We start from the raw sequence: 25,612 nt of genomic DNA, 5'->3' as shown, positions 1-25,612 counted from the left end.
GCCTCCACTCGCAACCCCTCCCCCCTCGTGGGGGAGGGTTGGGAAGGGGGGCATGCTCCGCCACCCCCATGACGCCCCCCGCTTTCAGCGATCCGGCGACAACAGCCCCAATCCGCGCAGGTAGATCCCGATCCCGGTTTCCAGGAGATCCTCGGGCGGGAAAGGGCTGCGGTTCTGGCCGCGCATGAACAGCTCCACCACCCCGTGACTCATCGCCCAGACATGGGCCGAGAACATCGCGGCGGGCGGGCGGCGGCCTTCGGGCAGTTGGGCGGCAAGGCCGGCGGCGGCGCGGTCCTGCACCGCCTTGGCGCGCAGTGCCACGTCGCCGACCTGCGGATGCGCCGACAGGTTCAGCCCGCTTTCGAACATCGCCATGTAATGCCCGGGATATTTGCGGGCAAAGGCCAGATAGGCCCGGCCGGTCGCCTCGAACGCCGCCAGAGCGCTGGGTTGGCCGTTCGCATAGGCAAACTCCATCAGCGCGGCGAAGATGTCAAAGCCCTGCCGGGCAACCTCGGCAATCAGGTCCTCGCGGCCGGCGAAATGGCGGTAGACGGCGGCGGGGGTAACATCGGCGGCCTTGGCGGCCTCCGACAGGGTAAAGCCGTTCGGCCCCTGCGCCGCGATCAGCTCCAGCGCCGCATCGACCAGCGCCTGCCGCAGGTTGCCGTGGTGATAGCCCTTCTTCACGTGTGCCGCAGCCCCGGCCCGCCGCAGATAGTGCTGTCGACCTTGCCGATGGCCGCCTTGTCACGGCCCTTGTAATCGACCGCCAGCAACAAGGATTGTATCGCGGCAATCCGGGCGCGCTTCTTGTCATCCGACAGGATCACCGTCCAGGGCGCGTGACCGAACTGGCTGCGCTGCATGGTTTCGTCGATGGCCTTGCAATAGGCGTCCCATTTCGACAGCCCGTCGATGTCGATCTGGGAAAGTTTCCATTGTTTCAAAGGGTCTTGCTCGCGGTCCAGAAAGCGTTTCAGCTGTTCGGCCTGGCCGACCTCCAGCCAGAGCTTCAGGAAGGTGATGCCCTCATCGACCAGCATCCGCTCGAAATCCGGCAGCTGGCGGAAGAATTTCTCGCGGTTCTCGTCGCTGCAAAAGCCGAAGACATGTTCGATCATCGCCCGATTGTACCAGGAGCGGTCAAAGATCGCCATTTCACCCTTGGCCGGCAGCCAGTCGACATAGCGCTGGAAATACCACTGCGCCGCCTCGCGGTCCGAGGGTTTCGACAGCGCCACCACATTGGCCACCCGCGGGTTGAGGTTTTCCCGCAGCACGCCGATGGTGCCGCCCTTGCCGGCAGCGTCGCGGCCTTCGAACACCACGACCACCCGCTTGCCGCTGGCCTTGATGTCGGCCTGCATCTTCACCAGCTCGATCTGCAAGGCCTGCATATGGCTGTCATAGGCCTTGCCCTTCATCTCCTCGCGATAGGGATAATCCTTGTTCAGGATCTCGTCCTTGCCGGCCGACGCGATGGCCTTGCGCACCTTCTCGGGCGCGGCTTCACGGAAATACCGGCTGATTGCGCCGTCGAATGGCAGGTCCATGTTGCTCTCCCTTTGCGCCATTATGGCCAGTCCCCACGCCCCGAGGCAAATGCGGCGCGACCAATGCACAAAATTCGCCTAAAATTTTCTTTCACATTGGCGCAAATATCCCACGGGGGAAGCGGGGGTTGGCACAAGCCCCGCGCGGGGGTGTGAAACCCCCGCCGTCACCGCCCTATCTCATTCAGATCGAACGGGGTTCCCTGATAGATCTCGTTCACCCAGTTGCCGTAAAGCAGGTGCGCATGGCTGCGCCAGCGGTTCTTCGGCGGGTTGGCGGGGTTGTCATCGGGGTAGTAGTTCATCGGCACGTTGATCGGCGTGCCATTGGCGACGTCGCGGTCATATTCCTGTTTCAGCGTGTCGCTGTCATATTCGAAATGGTTGAAGATATAGAGCGCCCGGTGGCCGGGATCTTCGACCAGACAGGGGCCGACCTCGTCGCTGCCCAGAAGCGTGCGCAAGCCCGGCGCGGTGGCGATCTCGGCCTGCCGCATCTCGGTCCAGCGGCTGACCGGGATGATGAAATCATCGGAAAAGCCGCGCAGATAGGGCGAGGTCGGGTTCAGGTTCTGGTGGCGGAAGCAGCCAAAGGCCTTGTGGTCCAGCATATGCTTTTTCACGCCATGGAAATGATAGATCATCGCCATGCCGCCCCAGCAGACGCCGAAGGTGGAGAACACGTTGGTCTGGCTCCAGTCCATCACGCGCTTCAGCTCGTCCCAGTAAGTCACCTCCTCGAAGGGCAGATGCTCGATCGGGGCGCCGGTGATGATGAGGCCGTCGAACTTCTCGCCGCTTTCCTCCACTTCCGCGAAGGGGCGGTAGAAGGTTTCCATATGCTCGGCGGCGGTGTTCCTGGTCAGATGCTCGGTCATCCGGATCAGGCTGAGGTCGATCTGCAAGGGCGTCGCGCCGATCAGCCGGGCAAACTGGTTCTCGGTCTGGATCTTCTTCGGCATCAGGTTCAAGAGGCCAATCCGCAACGGGCGGATGTCCTGATGCGCGGCCCGGTCCGGCGACATGACCATGACGCCCTCGTTCCGCAGAACGTCGAAGGCGGGCAGGGTTTCTGGCAGGGTGATGGGCATGGATCGGAACCTTGAGGGATTTCGGAAAGTTAGGCGCGCGCCGCGCGCCGATCAAGGGCGCGGGCGATCAGCTGGTCAAAGGCGGCGGGGCTGTTGGCCGCGGCCACTTCTTCGGCGGTGACGGTGACGCCCCAGCGCGCCATGGCGTCATAGCGCGGCTGGCGGCTTTCCAGGAGCCGGGCATAGCCGAAGCGCAGGAAGGCGTCGGGATCGGCGGCCTCCGATGTCAGGCCGGATTGCGCAAGGTATTCGCCCCAGACCTGCATCAGGAAGTCAGGCCGGTAATACATCGGCTTCGGCGCCCGGTCGAAGCGGCGGCACAGCTCGTCGCGATGCGCCTCGGAGCCCTTGATCCAGACAGGCAGCAGATGGGCCGACACTTCCGTCATCACCGGATCGGCGGGGTTCTCGGCATCGACGACCTCGCAGATCGACCCCGAGGTGTCGCAGACGAAGTGATTGTAGCCGTAAAGATCATGCGCCCGGTCGATGAAGCGTGTGGTGTCGAGCATGGCGGCCACCTCGGCCTGCGCGTGCTGGGCCTGCCGGCGCTGGTATTCGGCAAAGGGCAGGCCACCGCGCGCGGCATCGCCCGGCTTGCCGAGATAGGTCGACAGCGGCGCCAGATTGTCGAAGGTGATGTTCGAGGCGATATAGACCGAATCCGACAGCAACAGCTCGCGCAGGAGCGGCACCTTCATCGCCTCGCGCTTGAAGTTGTCGGAAATGTATTCGCCCATGTAGCGGGTGCCGATCCGGTAATCGACCGAGTAGTGAAACCAGTCGCCGGCATCGCGCAGCAGGTTCGACAGCCGCGTCTTGCCAAGGCCGGACATGCCGAACAGCATCACCCGCTTGTGCGGGGCAGTCAGAAAGGCTTGGCCATCGGGGTAGATCATCGCGCGGCGCTCCATCGGTCACGGCCCTCTGTTACAGGGCCAAGGCCACGAGTTCACGCGAAAAATGCGGCCCCGCCGGGTGGGGCGGGGCCGCTGCAGGTTCAGAACGTCCAGCCGACTTTCACGCCGACGGCGACCGAGGTGTTGTCGCGGAAAACCCCGGTCGGCGCGACTGCGTCGCCAAGCTCGACATAGCGCACCCCGCCCGAGATCTTCATGTTGCCGCGGGTATAGCTGCCGCCGAGACCGATCCAGCGATAGCCATCCGTCGGCGACAGCGCCGAAGCCGGCAGCCCGTCGCCGGGTTCATAGCCGATGGTGACGGCCCCCGACCAGGTGTCGCTGAACTTGCGGCCAAGACCCAGCGAATAGCTGGTGGTGTCGTTGGTGTAATCGACGATGGTGCCGCCGCCAACGATGATGCTGGTTTCCGACCAGTTCACATGCCGCACCGAGCCGAACAGCAGCGTGTCCTTGGCAATCCCGGTCTGGAAATCGAGGTTGATCGATTCCGGTGCATTGTAGCTGCTGAAGGTCAGCGGGTCCTCATGCGTGGTCGCGCTGTTGTAGGTCAGCGCGACCCGCAGGGCGATTTCAGGCTTTTCATAGGCGATGCCAACCAGATAGCCGACATCGGTGTCATCGGCGATGCTGACGGTCGCCCCCGGCCCGACCGGGTTGAACGTGCCACCCACCGTCACGGCGCGCAGACCGGCATGGGCGCTGAACGCCTCGTTCAGCTTGTAGCGGCCCACGACATTCACGGAACTGGACTTCAGCTTGGCCCCAAGGCTGATGGCGGGGTAATCGATGTCGGCGCCATAGGGCTGGTCAAGGCTGACGCCCAGCGAAACCTTGGCGTTCAGATCGGTCTTGAAGGCCAGACCGAGCTGCCCGTAGTCATTGGCGACATTGCCGTAGAAATCCGGGGTGCTGCGCACGTCGGGCGTGATATGGCCGTAGCTCAGCTCGGCATAGGTGCCGGTCTCAAACAGCCAGCCCAGCGGTTGGCCCGAGCGGTCGATGCCACCGGCAAAGGCGGTGGTTGCGGTGCAGCACAAGGCCGCGGCCGCGAAATGCGGTTTCATGGTGGTTTCCTCCCCCTGTTTCCTGTCCCGGCCGTTGCGTCCCGTCTTTTGCGGGGTGGCTTGGGCCTTGCAATGATGCTGGGGCGAAGATGACACGGGCGTCAAAGGTGACGCAAGGGCAGTTCGGCGCGTGACGTTGCGTTCCGTCAGCCCCGGCGCCGGCCAAGCTCGGCCCGGACCGAGATCCAGATGCCAAGGAAGATCACCGCGCCGCCGCACAGCACGAAGGGGTCCAGCGGCTCGGCATAGACCAAGGCGCCGATGACCGCGATCAGCGGCAGGCGCAGGAAGTCGATCGGCATCACAAAGCTCACCGGCGCCAGCATCAGCGCCGAGGTCAGCGAGAAATGCGCCAGCACCCCGCAAACGCCGATGAGGCCAAGCCAGGGCAGGGTCTCGGCTGTCGGCCAGGTGATCTGCCCGTCATAGCCCGCCGCCACGATGCCGAACACCGCCTGAAACACCGTCAGCCAGAACAGGATGCCGATGATGGTCTCGCCCCGGGTCAGCCGTTTGGTCAGGATCGAGGTGATGGCAAAGCCGAGCGCCGCCCCGGCCGCCGCCAGAACGCCGGGGTTCAGGCTGGACACATCCGGCCGCGCGACGATCAGGATGCCGAGAAAGCCCAGCACGGCGGCACTCAGCCTTGGCCGGGTCAGCCTTTCGCCCAGAACCAGCGGCGACAGCAGGATCACCCAGATCGGCGCGGTGAACTCCAGCGCAAAGACCTGCGCCAAGGGGATCAGCGTCAGCGCCCAGAACCACAGGTTCTGCGCCGTGAAATGCACCACGTTGCGCAGGGCATGGCCCGACAGCCGGTCGGCGGTGATCCGGCCCAGCTGGCCTGTTGCCAGCCCCGCGACCAGCACGATGCCAAGCCCGATCACCGAGCGCGCCGCCATGATTTCAAAGCTGTCATGCGTGGCATTGATCTCGCGCGCGGCGATGGCCATGGCGGAGAAGGAAAAGATCGCGCCCGACATCCAGAGCGCAGCCTTGAGGGGGTGGTGGGTTTGGCGCATGGCGACGTTGCTGGCCCGGCTTGCGGGAAATGTCCAGCCGGGATTAGACTTGCCGCCGCGCAAACAGGAGAGCTTTCACATGGTGCAAGTGTTCCGGCAGGCCGGTGAGCGGGTGGGCTTTGCCGAGTTGTTCTTCGATCTGGTCTTTGTCTTTGCCATCACCCAGATCAGCCATACACTCCTGCATCACTATGATCTGGCGGGGGCCTTGCAGACCGGATTCCTGTTCCTCGCGATCTGGTGGGTCTGGATCTATTCGACCTGGGTGTTCAACCTTCTGGATCCCGAGCAGCCGCGGGTGCGGGGCCTCTTGTTCACGCTGATGGGGCTTGGCCTCTTCATGTCGATGGCGATTCCGACCGCGTTTCACGAACGCGGGTGGATCTTCGCCGCCGCCTATGCCGGCTCGCAGGTGCTGCGCAGCCTGTTCATGTGGCACCATGCCGAGGGACGGCTGCGCAACACCTATGCCCGCATCCTGACCTGGCTGACGGCTGCGGCGGTGTTCTGGCTTCTGGGCGGGCTCATGCACGACGGGGCGCGGGTGGCGCTGTGGGGCATAGCCTTGGGCATCGAGTATCTCGGGCCGATGACCGGCATGTATGTGCCGGGCCTCGGGCGCGACAGGTCGTCGGACTGGACGGTCCGCGGCGGCCATATCGCCGAGCGCTGCGGGCTGTTCGTCATCATCTGCCTTGGCGAGACGCTGCTGGTCTCGGGCGCGACCTTTGCCGGCATGGCGTGGGACGCGCCGGGGCTGATGTCCTTCCTCGGCGCGCTGGCGGGCACGGTGGGGATGTGGTGGGTCTATTTCCACTGGGGCCACCGGCGCGGCAGCCACCAGATCGAACACAGCGCCGATCCCGGAGCGCTGGCGCGGCTTGCGTTCACCTATCTGCATATCCCGATCGTTGCCGGCATCGTGCTGGCCGCCGTCGGCTCCGAGCGCGCCATTGCTCATCCGCTGGACCTCGGCAGTCCTGCCGAGGGCGCGGCGCTGATTGGCGGGCTGGTGTTGTTCCTGATCGGCAACGGGCTGTTCAAGCGGGTGTCCGCCGCCAATTTCCCGCTGTCGCATCTTGTCGGTCTTGGCCTGTCGGTCCTGGCCTTCCTCGCCGGGCCATGGCTGCCGCTCTGGGCGTTGAACGGGGTGGCGGCGCTGATTCTGGCCGTGGTGGCGGTCTGGGAAAACTGGTCGCTGACGCGAAACCTCAGCGTGTGACGGAGTAGACGCGGCGCAGCTGGCCGGTCGCGGCAAACCACAGGCTCGCGCGGGTGCGGGCCTGATGCGCGTCAAAGGCGGCCTCGTCCGCAAAGCTTTCCTCGACCGACCAGATCAGCGGATCGGCGGTTTGCCTCACCTCGAACGACAGGCAGCCCGGTTCGGCCCGGCTGAGGCGGAGGTGATCGGGCAGATGGGCGCGCAGGGTGGCAAGGTCTTGCACGTCCGTGCAGAAGATGTGGCCGGACAGACGGACCATCTCAATACCCCGCCGTCAGCCCGAAATCGAGCATCACCGCCGCCCCGGTGATCCCGGCGGCGGCGGGCGACAACAGGAAGGCCACGTTCTGCGCCACCTCGTCCGGGGTCAGGAACCGCGCCGCCGCACCTTGCGGATACTGCGCCAGCAGCCGGGCGAAATAGCCCGTCGGATCGTCGCCGCCATAGGCGCGGGCCTGATAGTCCAGCATGGGCGAGGCGATGTCGGAGGGGCACAAGGCATTGACGCGAATGCCTTTCGGCGCCAGTTCGCGGGCCAACGCGCGCGTCATGGTGGTGACGCCGCCTTTCGAGGCGCAATAGATCGCCGCCCCGGCATTGCCGACAACCCCGGCATCGGAGGAGAGGTTGACGATGGCGCCCCGCGTCGCCTCCAGCGCCGGGATGGCGCGGGAGCACAGAAAGAACGTCGCCTTCAGGTTCACGTCGATGCAGCGCGCCCAGTCGGCCTCGCGCGCCGCGGCGCTGTCGCCCTCCACCCAAAGGCCGGCGGCATTGACCAGCCCGTCCAGCCGGCCAAGCCCGGCCACGGCGCGGGCGATGATCTCCTCGCAGGCCGAAACCTGCGCCAGATCGCCCAAAAGCGGGATCGCCCCGGTCGCGGCGGCGGTCTGCGCAAGGGCGGCGGCATTGACATCGGTGATCGCCAGCCGCGCGCCAAGCGTGGCCAGCAGCCGGGCCGTGGCCCCGCCCACACCGCCCCCCGCGCCGGTGACGAGAAAGGCTTTGCCGGTGAACAGGTCGGGGGCGAAGATCTGGGTCATGCCGGCATGATGGGCCGGGGGTCGCGGGCAGGGCAAGGGCGATTTGTCGCCTTGCGGTGCCGGCACGGGCGGTCGATGCTGCGGCATGGATACCCTTACCCTTGCCCGCGCGCTGCATGTTCTGGCCATTGTCCACTGGATCGGCGGGGTGGCCATGGTGACGCTGGTGCTGCTGCCCGGCTTGATCCGCGCGGTGCCCGCGGGCGAACGGCTGGCGCTGTTCGAGATGATTGAGGGGCGGTTCGGGCGGCAGGCAAAGATCTCCACCGCGCTGGCCGGGGCAAGCGGGCTGTGGATGGTCTGGGAGCTTGACCTCTGGGCGGGTTTTGCCGACCCGGCGCGCTGGTGGCTCGGGGCGATGCTGGCGGTCTGGGCGATCTTCACGCTGGTGCTGTTCGTGGCGGAGCCGCTGGTGCTGCATCGCTGGTTCCACGCGCGCTCCTTGCGTGACCCGGACGGCACCTTCCGGCTGGTCCTGCGCTTGCACCGGGTGCTGCTGGCGCTGTCGCTGGTCACGGTCGCGGGCGCGGTGCTGGGGGCGCATGGCGCGATCTGACCGGGGAAGGGGGGCTTGTGACCGCCGCGCCGGACGCTAAGGTCGCGCCAAAGTTCCGGAGAGCCCTGCATGTCCGTCCGCCATCCCGATTATCCCGTCGATCCGCAATTTGTCACCCGCTGGTCGCCGCGGTCGTTCTTTGACACCCCGATGACCGAGGCGCAGGTGATGAGCCTTCTGGAAGCCGCCCGCTGGGCGCCCTCGGCCTCGAACCACCAGCCGGCGCGCTTTGCCTGGGGGCTCAGGGGCGATGCCGGTTTTGCGGCGATTCTCGGCGGGCTTTTGCCCGGCAACCAGGTCTGGGCCGGGGCGGCGGCGGCGCTGGTGGTGGTGGCCTCGAAGCCCTGGACCGAAAAGGAGGGCGTGCAGACGGCGAATGTCTGGCACGCCTTCGATGCCGGCTCGGCCTGGATGAGCCTTGCCTTGCAGGCGCAGGCGATGGGGCTGGTGGCGCATGCCATGGGCGGGTTCGATGCCGCAATCCTTGGCCCGGCACTTGGCCTGCCCGAGGGCTACGCGCTGCATGCCGTGGTGGCGGTCGGCACGCAGGGCCCGGCAGAGCTACTGCCGGAAAAGACCCGTGCGCGGGAATTTCCCAGCCCGCGCCGCCCGATCACCGAGCGGGCGGGTCACGGGACGATTCCGGCCTGACGAGGAGCGACGAAGTCGACGACGAGGCCTGCTCCTCGGGCGGCTTCGCCTTCTCGTCGCAAGAAAAAAAAGGCCCGCATCGCTGCGGGCCGTTTCCTCATTCCAGTTCGATGGTGCCCGGCGGCTTCGAGGTGCAGTCGTAGAACACCCGGTTCACGCCCTTGACCTCGTTGATGATCCGGGTTGCGGTTTCCGACAGGAAGTCATGGCTGAACGGGTAGTAATCCGCCGTCATGCCATCAACCGAGGTGACCGCGCGCAGGGCAAGCGCGTAATCATAGGTCCGCCCGTCGCCCATCACGCCCACCGTGCGCATCGGCAGAATGGCGGCGAAGGCCTGCCAGATCTCGTCATAAAGCCCGTGCTTGCGGATCTGGTCGATATAGACCGCATCGGCCCGGCGCAGGATGTCGAGCTTTTCGCCGGTGATCTCGCCGGGGCAGCGGATCGCCAGACCCGGACCGGGGAAGGGGTGGCGGCCGATGAAGGACTGCGGCAGGCCAAGTTCGCGGCCAAGCGCGCGCACTTCATCCTTGAAGAGCTCGCGCAGCGGTTCGACGAGCTTCAGCCCCATCTTCTCCGGCAGGCCGCCGACGTTGTGGTGCGACTTGATCGTCACCGAAGGGCCGCCCGAAAAGCTCACACTTTCAATGACATCGGGGTAGAGCGTGCCTTGGGCGAGGAACTCGGCGCCCTCGATTTCATTGGCGTATTTCTGGAACACCTCGATGAACAGCCGCCCGATGGTCTTGCGCTTCACCTCGGGGTCGGAGACGCCCTCCAGCTGGCCAAGGAACAGCGCGGATTCATCGGCGTGAATGAGGTTCAGATTGTAGTTCTCGCGGAACATCTTCACCACCTGCTCCGCCTCGCCCAGCCGCAACAGCCCGTGGTCGACGAAAACGCAGGTGAGCTGGTCGCCGATCGCCTCGTGCAGGAGGATGCCCGTCACAGAGCTGTCAACGCCGCCCGACAGCGCACAAATGACCTTCTTGTCGCCGACCTGCGCGCGGATCTTCTCGATCATCTCCTCGCGGTAGGCGCCCATGGTCCAGTCGCCCTTGAAGCCGGCCAGACGCACGAAATTCTCATAGAGTTTCGCGCCCTTCGGGGTGTGATGCACCTCGGGGTGGAACTGCACGGCGTAGAAGTTGCGCGCAACATCGGCGGTGATGGCGAAGGGCGCGTTGGGCGAGGTGCCATAGACCTGAAAGCCGGGGGCGATTTTCGACACATGGTCGCCGTGGCTCATCCAGACCTGCTCGTCGCCGGCCTCGAACCAGCCGTCGAGGAGCGGCAGGCGTTCGGCCGTCGGGGTGACGAAGGCCTTGCCGAATTCGGCGGTGCCATGCCCGCCTTCGACCTGCCCGCCAAGGCAATGCATCATCACCTGCTGGCCATAGCAGATGCCAAGGATCGGAACCCCGAGATCAAAAGCCGCCTTTGGCGGCATCGGCGCGCCGTCCCAGTAGACGGAGGCGGGACCGCCTGAGAAGATCACGGCCTTGGGCCCGAAGGCCCGAAGGAAGGCGTCGTCCACCTTGTTGTAGGGGTGGATTTCGCAATAGACCTTCAGCTCGCGCAGGCGGCGCGCGATCAGTTGCGTCACCTGAGAGCCGAAGTCGATGATGAGAAGGCGGTCATGATGGGTCATGGCCTCGCCTAGCTTTCTGCGAAGGGAATCGCAAGAGGCTGACGGCGGCGGGGGGGGTCACACCCCCGCACCCCCGTGGGATATTTATGAACAGATGAAGCCGGGGTTTCCGTCGCTTTTGACGGGGGTTTCTGTCGCTTTTGGCAGTCATGCGCCGCTTTTCCGAGACGGCTTTGGTCCGGTTCGGCGCATAAGGAGCAAAACAGCTTTCGGAGACTTATCATGAGCGATGTTGCAGCAGGGCGTCGGGCCCGTGGTGGTGGCGGGTCGGCCCGTCGGGCGGAGCGGACGGCGGTGTCGTTCGAGACCGCGAAGTTCATCCAGCGCAATATCCCGAACTTCGAGATTCTGAACGAAGAGGCGCTGCAGATCATCGAGCATAACGCCGAGACCGTGCTGGAAGAGATCGGCGTCAACTTCGTCGAGAACGAGGCCGCCCTGCAGCGCTGGCGCGATGCCGGGGCCGATGTGCGCGGCGAGCGGGTGCGCATTCCCCGTGGTCTGGCGCGCGAGCTGGTGAAAACCGCGCCGAAGTCCTTCACCCAGCACGCCCGCAACCCGGAGCGTTCGGTGGAGATCGGCGGCCGCAATCTGGTGCTGGCCCCGGTCTATGGCCCGCCCTTCGTGCATGACGCCAAGGGTGGTCGCCGCTACGCCACGATTGCGGACTTCCGCAATTTCGTGAAGCTCGGCTACATGTCGAAGTGGCTGCACCATTCGGGCGGCACGGTTTGCGAGCCGACCGACATTCCGGTGAACAAGCGCCACCTCGACATGCTGCTCGCGCACATGACGCTGTCGGACAAGCCCTTCATGGGCTCGGTCACCGAACCGTCGCGCGCCGCGGATTCGGTCGAGATGGCGAAGATCCTGTTCGGCTCGGATTTCGTCGACCAGAACACGGTGATGACCTCGCTCATCAACATCAACTCGCCGATGACCTTCGACGGTATCATGATGGGGGCCTTGGAAGAATACGCCAAGGCCAATCAGGCGGCGATCGTGTCGCCCTTCATCGTCGGCGGCGCCATGGCGCCGGTGACGGTGGCCGGCACGCTGACGCAGGTTCTGGCCGAGGTGCTGGCCGGCGTCAGCTATTCCCAGCTGATCCGCAAGGGCGCGCCGGTGATTGCGGGCGCCTTCGTGACCTCGATCGACATGAACTCGGGCGCGCCGACCTTTGGCACGCCGGAAGCCAGCCACATCACCTATGGCGTCGGCCAGCTGGTGCGCCGTCTGGGCCTGCCCTACCGGTCGGCCGGCGGCTTCTGCGGCTCGAAACTGCCCGATGCGCAGGCGGCCTACGAATCGGCCAACAGCCTGAACATGGGCCTGCTCAGCGGCGTGAACTTCATGCTGCACGCCTGCGGCTGGCTGGAAGGCGGTCTGGTGTCGTCCTACGAGAAATTCGTGATGGACGCGGACCAACTGGGCGCGCTGCACCATCTGGCGCAGGGCGTGGCGCTGGACGAGAACGGGCAGGGCATGGAGGCGATCCGCGAGGTCGGCCCCGGTGGCCACTATCTCGGCTGCGCCCATACCCAGGCCAATTTCAAGACCGCCTTCTGGCGCTCGGACCTTCTGGACTACAAGCCCTACGAGACCTGGGCCGAAGAAGGCGCGCGCGACACCATGGCGCTGGCTGGCGAGCGGGTGCAGAAGATGCTGGCCGACTATCAGGCGCCGCATCTGGACGAAGGCATCCGCGAGGCGCTGGAGGGATATGTGGCCCGCAAGAAAGAGTCGATGCCCGACGCCTTCCTGTAATCCGCGCGGATTGGTTCGGGATTGAGAACAGAAGGCCCGCCCGGAAACGGACGGGCCTTTTGCCATGTCAGACCGCCACGCGCCGCGGCAGCAGCCGGATTTCGGCAATCAGCGCCACCAGCACCTCGATGTGGCGGGCGACCGGATAGTTCAGGTCATCAGTCTTGCGGATTTCTTCCAGCCGGGCCTCTTCGGCCAGAAGCTGCGGCACATTGCGCTCGGCCGTAGTCGGAATCGCCAGCAAACGGCGCAGATCGCGGTCGCGGCGGTAATCCTGCAACCCGAATCGGGCAGCGCGGATCAGGAGGCGCGGGCGGCGCAGATTGGCAAGGATGGCGGCGAAATCGGTCATGGAAGGCTCCCTGGATGCGAGGCCTTCACTCTAACCGCACGCAACCTGACGTTGCGTTTCGCCAGTCGCGAGCGCGCGATGGTTACTGCTTTGTTTAAGAATTCGAAACAATTATCGTTTTCTGAACCGAAATTAACAATCGGGTAAGGAATGCCACTCAGGGTTGAACCCCGTGACCGGGCCTTTCCGATCTCGATTTGCTGAACGAGCCACGCGATGCCTGCCAACCTGTCCCCGCTGCATGCCCTGCCTGACTGGCTTCCCGATGCAGTGCGGCTTTATCTCGACCATACCGCGGACGGGCTGTCGCTGCGCGCCCTGGCGCGGCGCGACGGCTGTCACGCCTCGACAGTGCTGCGCACGGTTCGCCGTTATGAGAAACGCCGGGAAGACCCGCTGCTGGACGAGGCGCTTGATGCCTTGGTCCGGGGCAGGGCGCCGCGGCGGGAAGATCCAGCCAGAGAGGAGCCTGCCCCGATGACCGTCCTGTTGCGCCCGGAAACCAGCGCCGTTGATGACATCACCCTGAAGCGCGAAGGCTTGCGCATCCTGCGCCGGCTTGCCGAGCCGGGGGCGACGCTCGCGATTGCGCCGGACATGGAAAAGGCGGTGGTGATGCGGGAATTCCCCGATGGCCGCTGCGTGCGCCTCGCGGTGGTGGACCGCAGGGTGGCGCAGGCCTTTGTCCTGCAGGACTGGATCGCCTGCCGCAAGGCCGGGCGGGTCTCGACCTATGAACTCGGGGCGCCGGGCCGCGCCAGCCTGAAGCGGATGATCGACGAAGACGATCAGGCGCGGATGGCAAGCGGCATGGCCGAGGCGCCGATGGCGTTCGCCGACCAGCACCGGATCTGGGGCGACAAGCTGGTGGCGGGCGAGGAAGGCCCGCGCCGGGTGCGGCACAATCTGGCGGAAAGCCCGGTGGCAGTTCTGGGGCGGCGGCGGGAAAAGGATGGCCGGCCCTTTCTGGAACCGGGTTTCGTCGAGGCGGCCGAGCGGCTGCGCGAGGATTTCGAGCTGGCCCAGATGGGGCCGCGGGTGGCGCAGAACTGGGAGCGATTCCTGACCGGGGGCGATCGTGGCGGCTTCCACAGCGACGCCGGCCTGGCGCAGGGCCCGCGCGCGGCGCGCGACCGGGTGGCCGCGGCCTTGCGCGATCTCGGGCCGGGGCTGGGCGATGTCGCGCTCAGGGTCTGCTGCTTTCTCGAAGGCATCGAGGCGGCGGAGCAGCGCATGGGCTGGGCGGCGCGCTCGGGCAAGATCGTGCTGCGCATCGCGCTGCAGCGCCTGCGGCGGCATTACGACGAAACCTATGGCAAGCATGGCCCGTTGATCGGCTAGGCCGGTCAGGTGGCGATGTAGCGGTCGCGGCGGTGGTTGATGGCGAGAAACAGGTTGAACACCACCGCGCCGGCAAAGGACCACAAGAGCGGGCCGGTTTCCAGCATCAGGGCCGAGACGGCGAACAGCACCACATCAAAGGCCAACTGGGCATAGCCGGCCGGAAAGCCGCTGCGGTCCTGCAGGAGCAGCCAGAGGATCGAAATGCCGCCAAAGCTGCTGCCATGGCGCACCACGGCCAGGGCGGCAATGCCAAAGAGGACGCCGAACAGAAGTGCCGCAAAGGCGGGGTGGATGTGGGAAAACCCCAGCCAGCGCGGCAAGAGCGCAGTCAGCAGCGAAAGCGCGGCGACGGTGAGAAGGGTCTTCAGCGCAAACCGCGCGCCCATCCGCCGCCAGCCGAACCACAGGAAGGGGGCGGAGACCGCGAAATAGACCGCCGGAAAGGGCAGGCCGAAGCCATAGGCAATCAGCGCCGCAACCCCGGTGGTCTGACCGGCGACAAAGCCCATGAAGGTCAGGACATGCATGCCGACCGCCGCCATGCAGACGCCAAAGCCAAGGCCCTGGAGGTCTTCGATCAGGGAATGATGCGCGGGGTCGGTCATCATGGTCCATTACTCATTTTGAACGCATGCAGTCTTGCTCGAATAATGTCAATAATTATGACCTAAATCCCGCGCAAAACGGCGGGCACCCTCTCTCTTGCCCGGCGAAGCGGGCTATGCCACGATCACCGAAAGCCTTTTTGGGAGTTCGATTTATGGACGAACGGCGCGTTGCGCTTTTGGTTGATGGGGAAAACATATCTGTCGATCACGCGGGTTTTCTCATTATTACTGCTGCGAAATCCGGTGTTTTGTGCGTCAAGCGGGTCTTTGGCGCTGTAAGCCGCCTCGGAGGGTGGTCCACTGCCCCCGGGTTCAGGGTGGTGCATGTCCCGCCCGCCAAGAATTCGGGCGACATTGCCTTGTCACTGGACGCCCTTGAACTTGCGCTCACGGGGCAAGTGGATGAGATCGTGCTGGCGACCTCAGATCGTGACATGATTCTGGTAGCCTTGCGGCTCGCCGAGCTGGGGGTTCCTGTCACGGGGATCGGCGAGGAGAAGTGTTCTGTCGATTTTCGCAAGGCTTGTCGGAAGTTCGTTCAGGTCCCGGACAAGCCCGAAGTTTCTGCACAGCAAAAACTGCCCGCGCCAGCGGAGCAAACGGCAGGGGCATTTGAAGGTCGAATGCGCAAATTCGTGGCTTCCGAGGCAGACAATTTCGGCTGGGTGACGTTTTCGGCTCTGGGACAGCAGCGTGCCAAGGAGGCCGGAATATCGAAGGCGCAGGCCGGTATCGGCAAGTCGGCGTCTTGGACCGACTGGTTCAAGAAGCGCTCTGAGGTCTACGAGATAGAAGAGCGCGGAACTCAGTCCCGCGCTCGTCTGAAGTCAGGGAAACGCGCTTAGCCCTTCAGCGCCTTGTTCAGGTATTCGTCGACCTTTTCCAGATAGCCCATGGTGGTCAGCCATTTCTGATCGGGGCCGACCAGGAGGGCGAGGTCCTTGGTCATCCAGCCATCCTCAACCGTGTCGACGCAGACCTTTTCCAGGGTGGAGGCGAAACGGGCCAGCTCGGCGTTGCCATCCAGCTTGGCGCGGTGCTTGAGGCCGCCGGTCCAGGCGAAGATCGAGGCGACCGAGTTCGTCGAGGTCTCCTTGCCCTTCTGGTGTTCGCGGTAGTGGCGCGTCACGGTGCCGTGGGCGGCCTCGGCCTCGACGATCTGGCCATCGGGGGTCATGAGGACCGAGGTCATCAGGCCGAGCGAGCCAAAGCCCTGCGCCACGGTGTCGGACTGCACGTCGCCGTCATAGTTCTTGCAGGCCCAGACATAGCCGCCCGACCATTTCAGCGCCGATGCCACCATGTCGTCGATCAGGCGGTGTTCATAGGTGATGCCGGCGGCCTTGAACTTGTCGGCGAATTCCTCGTCATAGACCTTCTGGAACAGATCCTTGAAGCGGCCGTCATAGGCCTTGAGGATGGTGTTCTTGGTCGACAGATACACCGGCCAGCCCTTCAGCAGGCCGTAGTTCATCGAAGACCGGGCAAAGTCGATGATCGACTGGTCAAGGTTGTACATGCCCATGGCCACGCCGGCGGCGGGGGCGTTGAAGACTTCCTTTTCGATGACCGTGCCATCGTCGCCGACGAACTTCATCGTCAGCTTGCCCTTGCCGGGGAAGTGGAAATCGGTGGCGCGATACTGGTCGCCAAAGGCGTGGCGGCCGATGACGATCGGCTTGGTCCAGCCCGGCACCAGACGCGGCACGTTCTTGCAAATGATCGGCTCGCGGAAGATCACGCCGCCGAGGATGTTGCGGATGGTGCCGTTCGGCGATTTCCACATTTGCTTCAGGCCGAATTCCTCGACCCGCTGTTCGTCCGGCGTGATAGTCGCGCATTTCACCGCGACGCCGACCTTCTTGGTCATTTCGGCAGAATCGATGGTGATCTGGTCATTGGTGCGGTCGCGCTCCTCGATGCCGAGATCGTAGTAAAGCAGGTCGACGTCCAGATAGGGCAGGATCAGCTTTTTCTTGATGAAGTCCCAGATGATCCGGGTCATCTCGTCGCCGTCCATCTCGACGATGGGATTGGCTACCTTGATCTTGGTCATGGGCGGGCCCTTTCAGGTGTTGGGATTCGGGTTGCAGGGGTGATAGCCGAATTTGCGGTGCAAGGGAAGCGTTGTATGCGAATGTATACCGAAATGTCGCGCGAATCTGATTGGGGTGCCCACGAAAGGGCGGTCGAGGCGCATCTGGCGCGGGAAACGGGGTTCCAAATTCTGGCGGCGCCATAAACCATGCCGCGCCACCAAAGCGGGAAGCTGCCACAGAAGGACAATGGCCGCCCCGCAGATCAGCCTGAAGTTCGGCCCGCGCCCGCCGTCAACTGCCCGGATCGCAGTTCCTTATCTCGACAAGCCGCGCTGAATAGTTTGACGCCTTGTTCCTCAGCATCAACCCGAAGCTGCCGGTTTCGAAATACTCGACAGGATAGGGGGGGCCGTCCACCGGACCTGCCCTGACTTGAAAGCCAGCCCCCTTGGCGATGGTTTCGCTGACGATCTTCTGGTCGGCGCCACTGGAGTTCCGGTAACGATAGGTGCAACTGCCCACGATGTCGAAACAGCTATAGGGGCTGAACGTCTCCCAGTTGCCGTCGCTCCAGTCCTTGCGGATCATGCGGCCTTGGGCATCATAGGTCATCTCACGGACCGGCGTTTCGCCCGCAGTGACCCGCGTCCTGTGCTTGCCGCCCTTTCGGCCAAGGTATGTCTCGGTCACGACCTGCCCGCTGGAATAGCGTATCTTCCAGTTGCACCCCTCGGGCATCGCCGTGAAGTCGATTTGCGCCGATGCAGGCCCGGCAAGGGCCAAGGCAACAGCCGGAAGGACAAGGCGCAACCGCATCATCTGACCCCCATCGATACCCGGTATTCACGGCGTAGTGCACCGAATGCTCACAAAATGGCCTGAAGCAGCCAATTGAACAAGTGTCTTTGGCCTCGCGTCGGGGTCCGTGACGAGCCGGCCAGGCCGCGGCAGGAGGTCAGGCAAAATAGGCGCGGGTCTTGTCCCTGACCCAGGCCCAAAGCGCCGGCGCGCCCTTGGCGACCTTGACGCCGACGCGAGTCTCCAGCTGCTCGGCGGTGACGTTGTAGGTCTTCCACGTCCCGCCGCCTGACATCAGGTTGGCCATGACGGGCTGCACGCGGTCGAGCGATTTGGCAAACACGGCGTCCGGGGTTTCGGCCGCCTCGAATTCATCCCAAAGCGCGCGGAAGCCTTGCGCCTGATCCGGGGGCAGAAGACCGAAGATGCGGTCGGCGGCGCGGGCCTCGGCCATTTGCACATCCGTACTGCCATGCGCCTGCCCGTTGGCGGAATGGATCGGCACATCGCCGACGTCAATTTCCACCAGATCGTGCAGCAAGAGCATGCGGATCACCCGGTCGATGCTTACCCCCGGCGCGGCCTGATCCGCCAGCACCATGGCGTAAAGCGCCAGATGCCAGGAATGTTCACCCGAGTTTTCCGGGCGCGAGCCATCGACCAGCGTCGTCGCCCGCAGCACCGATTTCAGCCGGTCCGCCTCGTTCAGAAAGGTGAACTGGGCCTCAAGCTGGTCGCTCAATGCCCGCCGCCCTGATCCATCACCACGCGCGGCGCGGCGCCGCCTTCGCGCTTGGCCTTCAGGCAAGCCTCGATATAGGCCCGGCCGCGCTTTTCGGCCATCCGCACCCGGTAGGCGGTCAGGAAGGCCTCCTGCATGGTGGGCGAGGCGTCCAGCAAGACCTTGGACACCTTGTCATAGAACCGCTCGTCGCCCAGTTCTTCCATGGCGGCGATCACGTCGCGGGCAAGCGCGTCGCCCATATCCTCAAGCACCGACATTCAGCGGCTGGCCTCCCCGAGACGGCGTTTCACATAGGCCGAGACAGTGTCGATCATCGGCTTCATATGCGCCTCGTCATCCTTGAAGAAATGGTCGGCGCCTTCGATCTGTTCATGAGTGATGGTGATGCCCTTCTGCTCATGCAGCTTGTTCACCAGTGCGGTGGTGTCTTTCGGCGGGGCGATCTTGTCGGCAGTGCCGTTGATGATGAGACCGGAGGAGGGGCAGGGGGCAAGGAAGCTGAAGTCGTAAAGATTCGCCGGTGGCGCGACCGAAACAAAGCCGGTGATCTCGGGCCGGCGCATCAAAAGCTGCATGCCGATCCAGGCGCCGAAGGAGAACCCGGCGACCCAGCAATGCTTGGCGTTCTGGTTCATCGACTGCAGGTAATCCAGCGCCGAGGCGGCATCGGACAATTCGCCGATGCCCATGTCATATTCGCCCTGACTGCGCCCGACGCCGCGGAAGTTGAACCGCAGCACGGTGAAGCCGAGGTTGTAGAAGGCGTAATGCAGGTTGTAGACCACCTTGTTGTTCATCGTCCCCCCGTAATTGGGGTGCGGATGCAGGACGATGGCGATCGGCGCGTCACGTTCCTTCTGCGGGTGGTAGCGGCCTTCGAGACGGCCCTCGGGGCCGGCAAAAATCACTTCGGGCATTCGTGTCGCCTGCTTTCCTCGGGGTGCGATTCATTGACCTGACCGCACGGACAATCTAGAGCCAATCCGGAAAGGCTTTTTCCGGATGGTTTGCCAAATTCAGGTAAGACCAAGGGGCTTTGTCGTCAATGGCGAAGCGCGGGGCAGACAGGGGGCTTGCGATGAAACTCTCGACCAAGGGACGTTATGCCATGGTGGCGCTGGCCGATCTGGCGCTGGCGCAGAGCGATGATCTGATGTCACTGGCGGCGATCTCCAAGCGGCAGGATATTTCGCTGCCCTATCTGGAGCAGCTTTTCGTCAAGCTGCGCCGCGCCGGGCTGGTCGAGGCAGTGCGCGGCCCCGGCGGCGGCTATCGGCTGGCGCGCAGCCCGTCGGACATTCGCGTCTCGGAGGTGATGGAGGCGGTCGAGGAGACGGTGGACGCGCTGCACACCGGGGCCGGGGCCTCGGGCGGGGTATCGGGCAGCCGGGCGCAAAGCCTGACCAACCGCCTGTGGGAGGGGCTGTCAGCGCATGTCTATGTGTTCCTGCACCAGACCCGGCTGTCGGATGTGATCAAGAACCAGATGACGCCGTGCCCGGCCGTGCCGGCGCTGTTCCGGGTGGTGGACGAGGAATGAGCCGAGGGCCGCAAATTCTTGCAGAAAGAATTTGCGGGGGGCTTTCCGCCCCCCAAGCCGGCATTGCGGTGCAATGCCGGTCCCCCCGAGGATATTTGCGCCACATTGAAGGCAGGATCAGGTGAGCCGGATCTATCTCGATTGGAATGCAACCGCCCCGCTGCGCGCCGAGGCGAAGGCGGCGATGCTTGCCGCGATGGAGGTGGTGGGCAACCCCTCGTCGGTGCATGCCGAGGGGCGGGCGGCAAAAGCCTTGCGCGAACGGGCGCGCGGGCAGATCGCGGCGGCCCTGGGAGCGGAGGGGGCGGACATCGTCTTTACCTCGGGCGCGACCGAGGCGGCGGCGCTGGCCTGCGCCGGGCGCGGGCTGGTTTGCGCCGAGGTCGAGCATGACGCAGTTTCGGCCTGGTGCGACACAACGTTGCAGGTGGAGCCGTCCGGCCGGGTGATCGTGCCCGATCCGGGCCGGGCGGCCGTGCAACTGGCCAATTCCGAGACTGGAATCGTGCAGGATCTGCCCGAGGGGGTGGTGGTTTCCGACCTGACGCAGGGCTTTGGCAAGCTGCCCTTCGCCTTCAACTGGCTGGGGTGCCAGATGGGGCTGGTGAGCGCGCACAAGCTGGGCGGGCCAAAAGGCATCGGGGCGCTGGTCTTGCGTCAGGGTCTTGAAATCGCACCGCAAATGCGGGGTGGCGGGCAGGAGATGGGCCGTCGGGCCGGCACCGAAAACCTGATCGGCATCGCCGGTTTTGCCGCCGCGGCGGAGGCTGCGATGCGCGATCTGGCCAATGGCGTCTGGGAGGAAGTCGCCGAAATTAGAAATATTCTAGATTCAGCATTGTCGGCCCTGAATTTTGAGACTATTTCTGTCGGAAATGACGCCCGGCGCTTGCCCAACACCCTGTGCCTGATTGCACCGGGCTGGAAGGGTGAGACTCAGGTCATGGCGATGGATCTGGCGGGCTTTGCGATTTCGGCGGGCTCGGCCTGTTCCAGCGGCAAGGTCAGGGCCAGCCGGACGCTCAAGGCCATGGGCTTTGACGAGACCCGGGCCGGTCAGGCAATCCGGCTGTCGATCGGGCCGGGGGTGACGCGCGAGGAGGTTCTGCGCTTTGCCGAGGCCTGGGGCCGGGACTATGCGCGGATCCGTTCGCGCAAAACGTGAAGAAACAGGGATATTGCCCTGACAGGAAAGGATAAAGCCATGACGGCTGTAGATATGGAAGTGCGCGACGGCGTCGATCGGGACACCATCGAGACCGTTCAGGCCATGTCGGGCAGCTACAAGTACGGCTGGGCCACCGACATCGAGATGGACTATGCGCCGAAGGGCCTGTCAGAGGATATCGTGCGGCTGATCAGCCAGAAGAACAACGAGCCGGAGTGGATGCTGGACTGGCGTCTGGCCGCCTACCGGCGCTGGGTGCAGATGGAAGAACCCCGCTGGGCGATGCTGCATTACCCGGAAATCGACTATCAGGACCAGTATTACTATGCCAAGCCGAAGAGCATGGCGGTGAAGCCGAAATCGCTGGACGAGGTGGACCCGAAGCTGTTGGCCACTTACGAAAAGCTTGGCATCCCCTTGAAAGAACAGATGCTTCTGGCGGGCGTCGAGGCGCCGGAAGGCGAGCGCAAGGTGGCGGTCGATGCGGTGTTCGATTCGGTTTCGGTCGGCACCACGTTCAAGGCCGAACTGAAGAAGGCCGGCGTCATCTTCTGTGCGATCTCGGAGGCGATCCGCGAATACCCGGACCTCGTGAAGCAATATCTCGGCTCGGTCGTGCCGCAGAGCGACAACTTCTTTGCCACGCTGAATTCGGCCGTGTTTTCCGATGGTTCTTTCGTCTACATCCCCAAGGGCACCCGCTGCCCGATGGAGCTGTCGACCTATTTCCGCATCAATGCCGAAAACACCGGTCAGTTCGAGCGCACGCTCATCATCGCCGACGAAGGGTCTTACGTCAGCTATCTGGAGGGCTGCACCGCGCCGAAGCGCGACACCCACCAGCTGCATGCCGCGGTGGTGGAGATCGTGATCCTGAAGGATGCCGAGGTGAAATATTCCACGGTGCAGAACTGGTATCCCGGTGATGAAAACGGCAAGGGCGGGATCTACAACTTCGTCACCAAGCGTGCCGATTGCCGCGGGGCGAATGCCAAGGTGATGTGGACGCAGGTCGAAACCGGCTCGGCGATTACCTGGAAATACCCCTCCTGCATCCTGCGCGGCGACAATTCCCAGGGCGAGTTCTATTCGATCGCCATCGCCAACAACGCCCAGCAGGCCGATACCGGCACCAAGATGGTGCATCTGGGCAAGAACACCAAAAGCCGGATCGTCTCGAAGGGCATCTCGGCGGGCCGGGCGCAGAACACCTATCGCGGGCTGGTTTCCATGCATCCGCGCGCGACCAACAGCCGCAACTATACCCAGTGCGACAGCCTGCTGATCGGCGACAAATGCGGGGCGCATACCGTGCCCTACATCGAGGTGAAGAACAACTCCTCGCGCGTCGAGCATGAGGCGACCACCTCGAAGGTGGACGAGGATCAGCTGTTCTACTGCCGCTCGCGCGGGATGGACGAGGAAGAGGCGGTGGCGCTGGTGGTGAACGGCTTCTGCAAGGAAGTGCTGCAGGCCCTGCCGATGGAATTCGCCATGGAGGCGCAAAGCCTGGTGGCGATCAGCCTTGAAGGGTCGGTCGGGTGAAGGAGCGGCGGCAGAAGAACGCGTTGCTGGCCAGGCATGCCGCTGCCGCGGTGGCGCGCCCCGATCTGGTGGTCAGCCCCGCCGGACAGGTGGTGCGGGCCGAGATCGCCGGGCAGGCGGTGTTCTTCACGCTGACCAATCCCCGCGACGTGATCCAGAAGGAACACCTCGCCGGCCGGTTCTACGAACCCGAGGAACTGGAGATCATCCGCGCCCATTGCCCGCAAGCGGCGGTCTTTGTCGATATCGGTGCCAATATCGGCAACCATGCGCTGTTCGCGCTGAAGATGCTCGGGGTGCGCAAGGTGATCCCGTTCGAGCCGAATCCGGTGGCGCTTGCCGTGCTGCGGTCGAATCTCGGGCTGAACGGCGAACTGGGGCGCTGCGATCTGGCGCATCTCGGGCTGGGTCTGTCGGACCGGGCGCAGGGTGGGCTGGCGATGGAAGTCGACAAGCCCAACAAGAACCTTGGCGGCGGGCGGCTGGTCGAGGGCGGCGAGTTGCGGGTGATCCGCGGCGATGACGCCTTGGCCCCGGAGGCCGTCGACTTCATCAAGATCGACGTCGAGGGCATGGAGATGCAGGTCCTGCGCGGCTTGTCCCAGACGATCACGCGCTGCCGTCCAGTGATCTTCATCGAGGTTGACGAAGCCAATCGCGCCGAGTTTCTGGCTTGGGTCGCGGTCAGCGGTTATGCCATTGCCGATACGTTCCGCCGCTACCCGGTGAACGAGAATTTCCTAATCAAGCCCGCAAGCGCGGGACGACCTGCCTGAGACCAAGGGCGGGCTACGTCCCGCCGCAACAAGACTGCACGGTTGTGCAACACCCTGAAGGCCCAGCTCCCATGCGGGCCGCGACGAATGACCGAGGACAAGATGCTTGAGATCAAGAACCTGCATGTGAAACTGGCCGAAGAGGACAAGGTGATCCTTCGCGGACTGGATCTGAAGATCGGCGCGGGCGAGGTGCATGCCATCATGGGGCCGAATGGCTCGGGCAAGTCGACCTTGTCCTATGTGCTGTCGGGCCGGGACGGCTATGAGGTGACCGAAGGTTCGGCGACGCTGCTGGGCGAGGAGCTTCTGGAGATGGAACCCGAGGCCCGCGCGGCGGCCGGGCTGTTTCTGGCCTTCCAGTATCCGGTGGAAATCCCCGGCGTCGGCAACATGACCTTCCTGCGCACCGCGCTGAACGCGCAGCGCAAGGCGCGCGGCGAGGAGGAGGTCAGCGCCGGCGACTTCCTGAAACTGGTGCGCGAAAAGGCCAAGACCCTGAAGATCGACGCCGAGATGCTGAAGCGTCCCGTGAATGTCGGCTTCTCGGGCGGCGAGAAAAAGCGCAACGAAATCCTTCAGATGGCGATTCTGGAGCCGAAGATGTGCATCCTTGACGAGACCGACTCCGGTCTTGACGTCGATGCGATGAAACTGGTGTCAGATGGCGTCAACGCGCTGCGCGATGCCGGGCGCTCCTTCCTTGTCATCACCCATTACCAGCGCCTGCTCGACCATATCAAACCCGACGTGGTGCATATCATGGCGGCGGGCCGCATCGTGAAGACCGGCGGGCCGGATCTGGCGCTGGAGGTGGAGAACAACGGTTATGCCGACATCCTGGCCGAGGTGCAGGCATGACCATGCAACAGGCGAAGGCAGACGCCCTGGCGGCCCGGCTGGCAACGGGCCAACCGGGGCAGGGCGGCTGGCTCGGCGCGGCGCAGGCGGCGGCGCTGGCGCGGCTGCGGGGCATGGGCCTGCCCGGCAAGCGCGATGAATACTGGCGCTACACCGATCCGACCTCGCTGAACGCCCCGGACGCGCCTTCGGCCGCGCTGTTCGACAGCCGGGGCGAGGCGCCGCCGTTCTCGGGCCTTGACCGGCTGCGGCTGGTGTTTGTGGACGGGATTTTCGATCAGGCCCAATCCGACGATCCAGTCCTGGAAGGTATCGAGATCGAGCGGCTGGGCAGCGCCGCGCTGAACCCGTCGCACTGGGCGGCAGGGCTTTACGGCACGCTTGAGACCCGCGGCCAGACCCCGGTGGAACGCCCCTTCGCCGCGCTGAACACGGCGCAGGCTACCGAAGGGGTACTGATCCGCGTGACGGGCCGGCCCTCCAAACCGGTATCGCTGATTTATCTCCATAAATCCGAGCGTTCCGACGCCATTCTCCACCATTTTGTGAAGATCGAATCCGGCGCCGAACTGACGCTGCTGGAAAACGGCCCCGCTGCCGCGCGGTTGTCGAAGGTGCTGGAGGTCGAGGTGGCCGACACCGGCCGCTTCCACCACATCCGCACGCAGGGCCGCGACCACGAGCGGCGTGCCGTCAGCCATATCTTCGCCCGCATCGGGGCGGGGGCGCTGTTCAAGTCCTTTACCCTGACCGCCAATGGCCGGCTGACCCGCAACGAGGCTGTCCTTGAACTTGCCGGCGCCGATGCCGTGGCCCATATTGCCGGTGCCTCGGTTGGCGATGGCGATTTCCACCATGACGACACGGTGTTCGTCACCCATGCCGCCGAGCGTTGCGAAAGCCGGCAGGTCTACAAGAAGGTGCTGAAGAACGGCGCCGTCGGGGTGTTTCAGGGCAAGATTCTGGTGAAGCAGGGCGCGCAAAAGACCGATGGCTATCAGATCAGCCAGTCGCTCTTGCTGGACGAGGACAGCCAGTTCCTCGCCAAGCCCGAGCTGGAAATCTACGCCGACGACGTGAAATGCTCGCACGGCTCCACCTCTGGCGCGATCGACGATACCGCGCTTTACTATCTGCGCTCGCGCGGGGTGCCGCTGAAACAGGCGCAGTCGCTTCTGGTGCTGGCCTTCCTGGCCGAAGCCATCGCCGAGATCGAGGATGAGGCCATTGCCGAAGACATCCGCGCCCGGCTGGAGGCCTGGCTGCACCGGCACGAGCACTAGG

The 25,612-nt window shown here is 64.5% G+C and carries 28 protein-coding genes; 12 read left to right on the top strand and 16 right to left on the bottom strand.

Going from position 1 to position 25,612, the window contains the following annotated elements:
- Nucleotides 1-84: 84 nt before the first annotated feature.
- The 6 genes from G4Z14_RS02010 to G4Z14_RS01985 form a co-directional block, all read right to left on the bottom strand.
- Complete coding sequence (locus G4Z14_RS02010) at nucleotides 85-693, bottom strand: TetR/AcrR family transcriptional regulator (RefSeq protein ID WP_164623070.1); 609 nt, start codon at nucleotides 691-693, stop codon at nucleotides 85-87.
- Nucleotides 690-1,559 (bottom strand): polyphosphate kinase 2, encoded by an 870-nt coding sequence (ppk2, locus tag G4Z14_RS02005; RefSeq protein ID WP_164623069.1) that lies wholly within the window; start codon nucleotides 1,557-1,559, stop codon nucleotides 690-692. The genes G4Z14_RS02010 and ppk2 overlap by 4 nt, the downstream gene beginning before the upstream one ends.
- Nucleotides 1,560-1,726: 167 nt before the next feature.
- Nucleotides 1,727-2,650, bottom strand: a complete 924-nt coding sequence (gene metA, locus G4Z14_RS02000) for a homoserine O-acetyltransferase MetA (RefSeq protein WP_164623068.1) — start codon at nucleotides 2,648-2,650, stop codon at nucleotides 1,727-1,729.
- Nucleotides 2,651-2,679: 29 nt separating this feature from the next.
- Nucleotides 2,680-3,549 carry an ATPase gene (locus G4Z14_RS01995; protein WP_164623067.1) on the bottom strand — a complete coding sequence of 290 codons (870 nt, stop codon included), beginning with the start codon at nucleotides 3,547-3,549 and terminating at the stop codon, nucleotides 2,680-2,682.
- A 101-nt stretch (nucleotides 3,550-3,650) separates the two neighbouring features.
- On the bottom strand, nucleotides 3,651-4,637 hold the full coding sequence (locus G4Z14_RS01990) for a hypothetical protein (RefSeq protein ID WP_164623066.1): 987 nt from the start codon (nucleotides 4,635-4,637) through the stop codon (nucleotides 3,651-3,653).
- A gap of 146 nt (nucleotides 4,638-4,783) precedes the next feature.
- Nucleotides 4,784-5,659 carry a DMT family transporter gene (locus G4Z14_RS01985; RefSeq protein WP_164623065.1) on the bottom strand — a complete coding sequence of 292 codons (876 nt, stop codon included), beginning with the start codon at nucleotides 5,657-5,659 and terminating at the stop codon, nucleotides 4,784-4,786.
- Between the two features lie 49 nt (nucleotides 5,660-5,708).
- Between G4Z14_RS01985 and G4Z14_RS01980 the strand changes: the two genes are divergently transcribed.
- Complete coding sequence (locus G4Z14_RS01980; RefSeq protein ID WP_227751468.1) at nucleotides 5,709-6,881, top strand: low temperature requirement protein A; 1,173 nt, start codon at nucleotides 5,709-5,711, stop codon at nucleotides 6,879-6,881.
- Here the strand turns inward: G4Z14_RS01980 and G4Z14_RS01975 are convergent.
- On the bottom strand, nucleotides 6,871-7,140 hold the full coding sequence (locus tag G4Z14_RS01975) for a putative quinol monooxygenase (RefSeq protein WP_164623064.1): 270 nt from the start codon (nucleotides 7,138-7,140) through the stop codon (nucleotides 6,871-6,873). The two genes, G4Z14_RS01980 and G4Z14_RS01975, sit on opposite strands and share 11 nt — an antisense overlap.
- A 1-nt stretch (nucleotide 7,141) precedes the next feature.
- Nucleotides 7,142-7,924, bottom strand: a complete 783-nt coding sequence (locus G4Z14_RS01970) for an SDR family NAD(P)-dependent oxidoreductase (RefSeq protein ID WP_164623063.1) — start codon at nucleotides 7,922-7,924, stop codon at nucleotides 7,142-7,144.
- A gap of 85 nt (nucleotides 7,925-8,009) precedes the next feature.
- On the opposite strand from G4Z14_RS01970, the gene G4Z14_RS01965 reads away from it, so the two are divergent.
- Together G4Z14_RS01965 and G4Z14_RS01960 are read left to right on the top strand one after the other, a co-directional pair.
- On the top strand, nucleotides 8,010-8,480 hold the full coding sequence (locus G4Z14_RS01965) for a hypothetical protein (protein ID WP_164623062.1): 471 nt from the start codon (nucleotides 8,010-8,012) through the stop codon (nucleotides 8,478-8,480).
- A 69-nt stretch (nucleotides 8,481-8,549) separates the two neighbouring features.
- Nucleotides 8,550-9,131, top strand: a complete 582-nt coding sequence (locus tag G4Z14_RS01960) for a nitroreductase family protein (protein WP_164623061.1) — start codon at nucleotides 8,550-8,552, stop codon at nucleotides 9,129-9,131.
- A gap of 97 nt (nucleotides 9,132-9,228) precedes the next feature.
- Here G4Z14_RS01960 and guaA read toward each other — a convergent pair whose 3' ends face one another.
- Nucleotides 9,229-10,785: a glutamine-hydrolyzing GMP synthase gene (gene guaA, locus G4Z14_RS01955; protein WP_164623060.1), complete on the bottom strand. Its 1,557-nt coding sequence runs from the start codon at nucleotides 10,783-10,785 to the stop codon at nucleotides 9,229-9,231.
- Nucleotides 10,786-11,007: 222 nt separating this feature from the next.
- On the opposite strand from guaA, the gene G4Z14_RS01950 reads away from it, so the two are divergent.
- Nucleotides 11,008-12,552, top strand: a complete 1,545-nt coding sequence (locus G4Z14_RS01950; protein ID WP_164623059.1) for a trimethylamine methyltransferase family protein — start codon at nucleotides 11,008-11,010, stop codon at nucleotides 12,550-12,552.
- A gap of 67 nt (nucleotides 12,553-12,619) precedes the next feature.
- On the opposite strand, the gene G4Z14_RS01945 is transcribed toward G4Z14_RS01950, so the two are convergent.
- A complete protein-coding gene (locus tag G4Z14_RS01945) occupies nucleotides 12,620-12,904 on the bottom strand; it encodes a DUF6477 family protein (RefSeq protein ID WP_164623058.1) in 285 nt (94 codons plus the stop codon).
- Between the two features lie 216 nt (nucleotides 12,905-13,120).
- On the opposite strand from G4Z14_RS01945, the gene G4Z14_RS01940 reads away from it, so the two are divergent.
- Nucleotides 13,121-14,245, top strand: a complete 1,125-nt coding sequence (locus tag G4Z14_RS01940; protein ID WP_164623057.1) for a DUF6456 domain-containing protein — start codon at nucleotides 13,121-13,123, stop codon at nucleotides 14,243-14,245.
- 5 nt (nucleotides 14,246-14,250) lie between these two features.
- On the opposite strand, the gene G4Z14_RS01935 is transcribed toward G4Z14_RS01940, so the two are convergent.
- Nucleotides 14,251-14,856, bottom strand: coding sequence for a YitT family protein (locus G4Z14_RS01935; RefSeq protein WP_227751467.1), 606 nt, complete (start codon nucleotides 14,854-14,856; stop codon nucleotides 14,251-14,253).
- Between the two features lie 152 nt (nucleotides 14,857-15,008).
- Here G4Z14_RS01935 and G4Z14_RS01930 point away from each other — a divergent pair, with 152 nt between their 5' ends.
- Nucleotides 15,009-15,701: an NYN domain-containing protein gene (locus tag G4Z14_RS01930; protein ID WP_164623056.1), complete on the top strand. Its 693-nt coding sequence runs from the start codon at nucleotides 15,009-15,011 to the stop codon at nucleotides 15,699-15,701.
- On the opposite strand, the gene G4Z14_RS01925 is transcribed toward G4Z14_RS01930, so the two are convergent.
- The 5 genes from G4Z14_RS01925 to G4Z14_RS01905 form a co-directional block, all read right to left on the bottom strand.
- Nucleotides 15,698-16,912 carry an NADP-dependent isocitrate dehydrogenase gene (locus G4Z14_RS01925; protein WP_164623055.1) on the bottom strand — a complete coding sequence of 405 codons (1,215 nt, stop codon included), beginning with the start codon at nucleotides 16,910-16,912 and terminating at the stop codon, nucleotides 15,698-15,700. The two genes, G4Z14_RS01930 and G4Z14_RS01925, sit on opposite strands and share 4 nt — an antisense overlap.
- A gap of 274 nt (nucleotides 16,913-17,186) precedes the next feature.
- Entirely contained in the window at nucleotides 17,187-17,714 is a 528-nt protein-coding gene (locus G4Z14_RS01920; RefSeq protein ID WP_164623054.1) for a hypothetical protein, read from the bottom strand.
- Nucleotides 17,715-17,850: 136 nt separating this feature from the next.
- Nucleotides 17,851-18,435 (bottom strand): HD domain-containing protein, encoded by a 585-nt coding sequence (locus tag G4Z14_RS01915; protein WP_164623053.1) that lies wholly within the window; start codon nucleotides 18,433-18,435, stop codon nucleotides 17,851-17,853.
- Nucleotides 18,432-18,695: a hypothetical protein gene (locus tag G4Z14_RS01910; RefSeq protein WP_164623052.1), complete on the bottom strand. Its 264-nt coding sequence runs from the start codon at nucleotides 18,693-18,695 to the stop codon at nucleotides 18,432-18,434. Before G4Z14_RS01910 ends, G4Z14_RS01915 begins: the two co-directional genes overlap by 4 nt.
- Nucleotides 18,696-19,355 carry an alpha/beta hydrolase gene (locus G4Z14_RS01905; RefSeq protein WP_164623051.1) on the bottom strand — a complete coding sequence of 220 codons (660 nt, stop codon included), beginning with the start codon at nucleotides 19,353-19,355 and terminating at the stop codon, nucleotides 18,696-18,698.
- A 161-nt stretch (nucleotides 19,356-19,516) separates the two neighbouring features.
- On the opposite strand from G4Z14_RS01905, the gene iscR reads away from it, so the two are divergent.
- The 6 genes from iscR to sufD all read left to right on the top strand — a co-directional run bounded on the left by iscR (nucleotide 19,517) and on the right by sufD (nucleotide 25,611).
- Nucleotides 19,517-19,978, top strand: a complete 462-nt coding sequence (gene iscR / locus G4Z14_RS01900; RefSeq protein ID WP_164623050.1) for a Fe-S cluster assembly transcriptional regulator IscR — start codon at nucleotides 19,517-19,519, stop codon at nucleotides 19,976-19,978.
- Between the two features lie 121 nt (nucleotides 19,979-20,099).
- Nucleotides 20,100-21,143, top strand: a complete 1,044-nt coding sequence (locus tag G4Z14_RS01895; RefSeq protein ID WP_164623049.1) for a cysteine desulfurase family protein — start codon at nucleotides 20,100-20,102, stop codon at nucleotides 21,141-21,143.
- Nucleotides 21,144-21,182: 39 nt separating this feature from the next.
- Nucleotides 21,183-22,691 carry a Fe-S cluster assembly protein SufB gene (gene sufB / locus G4Z14_RS01890; protein WP_164623048.1) on the top strand — a complete coding sequence of 503 codons (1,509 nt, stop codon included), beginning with the start codon at nucleotides 21,183-21,185 and terminating at the stop codon, nucleotides 22,689-22,691.
- Entirely contained in the window at nucleotides 22,688-23,467 is a 780-nt protein-coding gene (locus tag G4Z14_RS01885; protein WP_164623047.1) for an FkbM family methyltransferase, read from the top strand. Before sufB ends, G4Z14_RS01885 begins: the two co-directional genes overlap by 4 nt.
- Nucleotides 23,468-23,569: 102 nt before the next feature.
- On the top strand, nucleotides 23,570-24,328 hold the full coding sequence (gene sufC, locus G4Z14_RS01880) for a Fe-S cluster assembly ATPase SufC (RefSeq protein ID WP_164623498.1): 759 nt from the start codon (nucleotides 23,570-23,572) through the stop codon (nucleotides 24,326-24,328).
- The gene (sufD, locus tag G4Z14_RS01875; RefSeq protein ID WP_164623046.1) at nucleotides 24,325-25,611 is read left to right on the top strand and encodes a Fe-S cluster assembly protein SufD; all 1,287 of its coding nucleotides are present in this window, start codon (nucleotides 24,325-24,327) and stop codon (nucleotides 25,609-25,611) included. Before sufC ends, sufD begins: the two co-directional genes overlap by 4 nt.
- The last annotated feature ends 1 nt before the right edge of the window (nucleotide 25,612 follow it).

This window comes from Tabrizicola oligotrophica, from assembly GCF_011008935.1.
Taxonomy (GTDB): domain Bacteria; phylum Pseudomonadota; class Alphaproteobacteria; order Rhodobacterales; family Rhodobacteraceae; genus Tabrizicola_A; species Tabrizicola_A oligotrophica.
Note: the sequence above shows the minus strand (reverse complement) of the source record. Positions and strands in the feature narration are given on the sequence as shown.